At 70.9% G+C, this 4,275-nt stretch carries 4 protein-coding genes; 1 reads left to right on the plus strand and 3 read right to left on the minus strand.

Annotation, left to right across the window (positions count from 1 at the left end; all coding sequences use genetic code 11):
* The 3 genes from QZ772_RS02005 to QZ772_RS02015 all read right to left on the minus strand — a co-directional run.
* Positions 1–403: succinylglutamate desuccinylase/aspartoacylase family protein (locus tag QZ772_RS02005; RefSeq protein WP_295522535.1), on the minus strand; the 403-nt coding region annotated here is incomplete at its 3' end.
* Positions 400–1,380: a tripartite tricarboxylate transporter substrate binding protein gene (locus tag QZ772_RS02010; protein ID WP_295522536.1), complete on the minus strand. Its 981-nt coding sequence runs from the start codon at positions 1,378–1,380 to the stop codon at positions 400–402. The genes QZ772_RS02005 and QZ772_RS02010, both read right to left, overlap by 4 nt.
* A 116-nt stretch (positions 1,381–1,496) precedes the next feature.
* Positions 1,497–2,390 carry a LysR family transcriptional regulator gene (locus tag QZ772_RS02015; protein ID WP_295522537.1) on the minus strand — a complete coding sequence of 298 codons (894 nt, stop codon included), beginning with the start codon at positions 2,388–2,390 and terminating at the stop codon, positions 1,497–1,499.
* Positions 2,391–2,560: 170 nt separating this feature from the next.
* Between QZ772_RS02015 and QZ772_RS02020 the strand changes: the two genes are divergently transcribed.
* Positions 2,561–4,264, plus strand: a complete 1,704-nt coding sequence (locus QZ772_RS02020; RefSeq protein WP_295522538.1) for an FAD-dependent oxidoreductase — start codon at positions 2,561–2,563, stop codon at positions 4,262–4,264.
* Positions 4,265–4,275 lie beyond the last annotated feature (11 nt).

Below are 4,275 nucleotides of genomic sequence, written 5' to 3' on the forward strand. Positions count from 1 at the left end.
GCAAGTCCAGCAGCCAGTCCGAAGCCTCGACGAAGGGGCGCAGCGCCGCCACGCGGCGACGTTCGTGCGTGCGCCCGTCGGCGATCCGCTCGGGCATCCACTGGCGGTTCATGTCTTCGTCGACGAACCGCGACCCGTCGTGCTGGCGCGGGTCGAAGCGGTCGAACGCCGCGAGGTTGCACCAAGCGAGCGTGAGCGCACCGCGAACGGGCCGGACGCCGGCCTGCAGCAGGCCCAGCACGGTCCAGGCCCCGCACAGCTCGTTGCCGTGCACCAGGGCGCTCACCATGACGCGCGGTCCCGGCACGCCGGAATCGAAGTGCCACACGCCCTCGACACCGGTGTTGCCAGCGCGCCAGGGGCCGAGCTCGGGCGGCGAAAGTTCGAAGGAGCCCGGCCTCATTCGCGGATCTTCGCGAAGTCGACGATGCGCTGGTACTTGGCGGTTTCAGCGTCCAGGAAGCGGGGCATGTCCACGGCGCCGTCCGCGATCGTGGAGCCGTTGTCCTGCAGCTTCCTGCGAAGCTCGGGCGCTTTCAGTGCCTCGGCCAGCGCGGCGCGCAGCCGAGCGGCGACGGGTGCGGGCAATTGAGGCGGCGCCATCAGCGCAAACCAGACGCCGATGTCCATGTCCCTCAAGGCCGGGTGGCTGGCGAGCGGTGCGATGTCCGGGGCGGCGGCGGAGCGGCTCTTCTCGGTGATGCCCAGCGCCACGACCTTGCCGCCGCGGATCTGCGGCAAACCACTCGACAGCACGAAGACGCCGAGGCCGATCGAGCCGCCGACCAGATCGGTGGTCAGCGGCCCGACGCCGCGGTAGGGAACGTGCGTCATCTGCAGCCCGGCCTGCTGCTTGAGCATTTCCCCCGCCAGGTGCAGCGCCGTGCCGACGCCCGAACTTCCGTAGCTGTAGTCGCCGGGCCGGGCCTTGACCGCCTGCAGCAACTGGTCGACGGTGCGTATGCCGCTGGAGGCGGAGGCGACCAGCACCATCGGCTGCGAGGCCACCAGCCCGATGGGCGTGAAGTCGCTGGGGGTGTACTTGACGGTGGACGAGACGAGCCGCGCGATCGCGATCTCGTTGTTGGCACCCAGCAGCAGGGTGTAGCCGTCGGGCGTGGCCCGCACGACCTTCTGCGCGCCGATGGTGCCGCCGGCACCGCCGAGGTTCTCGACGACCACGGGCACGCCCAGCACCTTGGCCAACTGGTCCGCGACCGCCCGGCCGGTCAGGTCCGTGCTTCCCCCGGGCGGATAGCCCACCACCAGCGTGATGGGCCGGTTGGGATAGGGGTCGGTCTGCGCCTGTGCGGTCGGCAGCAGCAGTGCGGCGAAAAGGGCGGGCAGCGCCAGGGCCCGAAGTCGGCGATGAGGGGGCATGAGGTCTCCGGTCTTGTTGTCGAGACTCGGATTCTTCTGCCGGCCTGCCGCGCGACCGTGCCCAATCGGCACATCCCCGTGCCTTTTGGGCGTGCGATGCAGACGGAGCATGCCGCTCAGACCGGCACGACGGCCTCCCACAACCGCTCCGCCAGCGCCGACAGGCGGCGCTTGTCGCGAACCATGCGCACCTCGAAGCCGATCTCCATCGCCTTGCCCCCCAGCGGCACGATCTTCTTCTCCTGGCAGGCCCCCACCGCGAGCGACCAGGGCAGCCATGCCACACCGAGGCCCTTGCGCACGTACTCCAGCAGTGCATCGGCAGAGTCGGCCTCGAGGACCTGCCTCAGCCGAGGTGCCTGCGCGTGATTGGCCAGGTGGTCGGACACGAGGTGGCCCAGCGCCAGCGTCCGGGCATAGGCCAGAAAGGGCGCTGGCCGGCTGCCGTCCAGGCGAAACATCGGCTGGCCGCTGGCCTGCGCGCGTGACACCGCCACCAGCCGGTCGTGCGCCACCGTGTGCTGGAGGTGCTGGGCGGGACGCAGGCGCAAGGCGATCAGCGGATGGTGATAGCTCAGCATGAAGTCGATTTCGCCATGCTCCAACCGATGCAGCGCATCGGCCATCGCCCCCGTGCGCACATGGACCATCGCCTCGGCGGTCAGCCCCCGCACCCGCCACAGCCAGTCGGCCGCGATGGTGCGCGCCAGCGTGCGGCCGGTTCCCAGCGTGAAAACCGGCTGCCCGGCGCTCGTGCCGCCTCGGAGTTCACGTTGGGCCGCAGCCAGGCCGTCCACCATCTGACGGGCATGGATCAGAAGCCTTTCTCCGGCCGGCGTCAGCGTCACCGGAGAGCCGCCCCGCGCCACGAGGGGCGCACCCGCCCACCGCTCCAGGTCGCGGATCCGGCGGCCGAAGGCCGGATGCGTGACATGCCGCAGCTCTGCTGCGCGCGTGAAGCTGCGCGTCTGCGCCAGCGCGACCAGATCCTCCAGCAATTTGATCTGCATCGTTTGCTCCTTGCCGCACCGGGCATCGATGAAGGGGACGGGGCCGCCATCATCCCTTGATCGACCACCGATGCGCAGGCCTTCGAGCGACGGCATCACCCGGCCATCGCATGTCGGCGACAATCGCGCCCTTCACCGCCCTCTGCCCGATTACCACGGGCCCCGCGCCGATGATCCGCCTTTCCGAACTCAAGCTCCCCCTCGATCCCGCGCCCGAAGCGCTGCCGGCCCTGATCGCCAGCACGCTGGGCGTCCAGCCCGCCGACATCGCGTCGCACACCGTGCACAAGCGCAGCTTCGATGCGCGCAAGGCCGAGCTGGTCACCGTCTACATCGTCGACGTGGCGCTGGCCGATCCGGCCGCCGAGGCCGCGCTGCTGCAGCGCCACGCCAGGAACCCCCACATCCAGCGCGCACCCGACATGCGCTACGTGGCGCCGGTGCGCGCGCCCGAGGGCGGGCGGCGGCCCATCGTGGTGGGCTTCGGGCCCTGCGGCATCTTCGCGGCGCTGCTGCTGGCGCAGATGGGCTTCCGGCCCATCGTGCTGGAGCGCGGCAAGGCGGTGCGCGAGCGCACGCAGGACACCTGGGACCTGTGGCGTCGCAAGAACCTGCATCCAGAGTCGAACGTGCAGTTCGGCGAGGGCGGCGCCGGCACCTTCTCCGACGGCAAGCTCTACAGCCAGATCAAGGACCCGCGCCACCTCGGCCGCAAGGTGCTGAACGAGTTCGTCAAGGCGGGCGCGCCCGAGGACATCCTGTGGGAGGCGCATCCGCACATCGGCACCTTCCGCCTGGTGAAGATGGTCGAGACCATGCGCGCCGAGATCATTGCCCTGGGCGGCGAGATCCGCTTCCAGCACCGGGTGACCGACCTGCAGGTCGAGGATGGCCGGGTGCGCGGCGTCACCGCCGTCGACCAGGCCAGCGGCCAGGCGCACGAGCTGCGCGCCGACCATGTGGTGATCGCCCTGGGCCACAGCGCGCGCGACACCTTCGGCATGCTGCACACCCGCGGCGCGCCGATCGAGGCCAAGCCCTTTTCCATCGGCTTTCGCGCCGAGCATCCGCAGAGCCTGATCGACCGCGCCCGATGGGGCCGCCATGCGGGCCATCCGGCGCTGGGCGCGGCCGAATACCGCTTGGTGCACCACGCCAACAACGGCCGCGCGGTCTACAGCTTCTGCATGTGCCCGGGCGGCACGGTGGTGGCCGCCACCAGCGAGCCCGGCCGTGTGGTGACCAACGGCATGAGCCAGTATTCGCGTGCCGAACGTAATGCCAACTCGGGCATCGTGGTGGGCATCGAGCCGCGCGACTACCCGACCGACTACCAGCACCTGCCCCTGTCGCCCGAGTTGCAGGAGGCCGCGCGCGGCAAGCCGCATCCGCTGGCCGGCATCGAGCTGCAGCGGCGGCTGGAGTCGCAGGCCTTCGTGCTCGGCGGCAGCGACTACTGTGCACCCGCCCAGTTGCTAGGCGACTTCGTGGCCGGCCGCCCCTCCACCGCGCTCGGCGAGGTGGTGCCTAGCTACAAGCCGGGCGTGCTGCCCGGCGACCTGCATGCCGCCCTGCCCGGCTATGCCATCGAGGCGATGCGCGAGGCCTTCCCGGCCTTTGCGCGCAAGCTGCCCGGCTACGACCTGCACGACGCGGTGCTGACCGGCGTCGAGACGCGCACCTCGTCCCCCATCCGCATCGCCCGCGACGGCGAGACGCTGCAATGCCCCGGCCTGGTCGGCCTGTACCCGGCCGGCGAAGGCGCGGGCTACGCGGGCGGCATCCTGTCGGCCGGCGTGGACGGCATCAAGGTGGCCGAGGCCGTGGCCCGCGCCATCGCGGCCGAGGCCGAAGCACAGCGGGTGCCGGCATGAATGTACCCACC

This window comes from uncultured Pseudacidovorax sp. (genome assembly GCF_913773995.1).
Classification (GTDB): domain Bacteria; phylum Pseudomonadota; class Gammaproteobacteria; order Burkholderiales; family Burkholderiaceae_C; genus Xenophilus.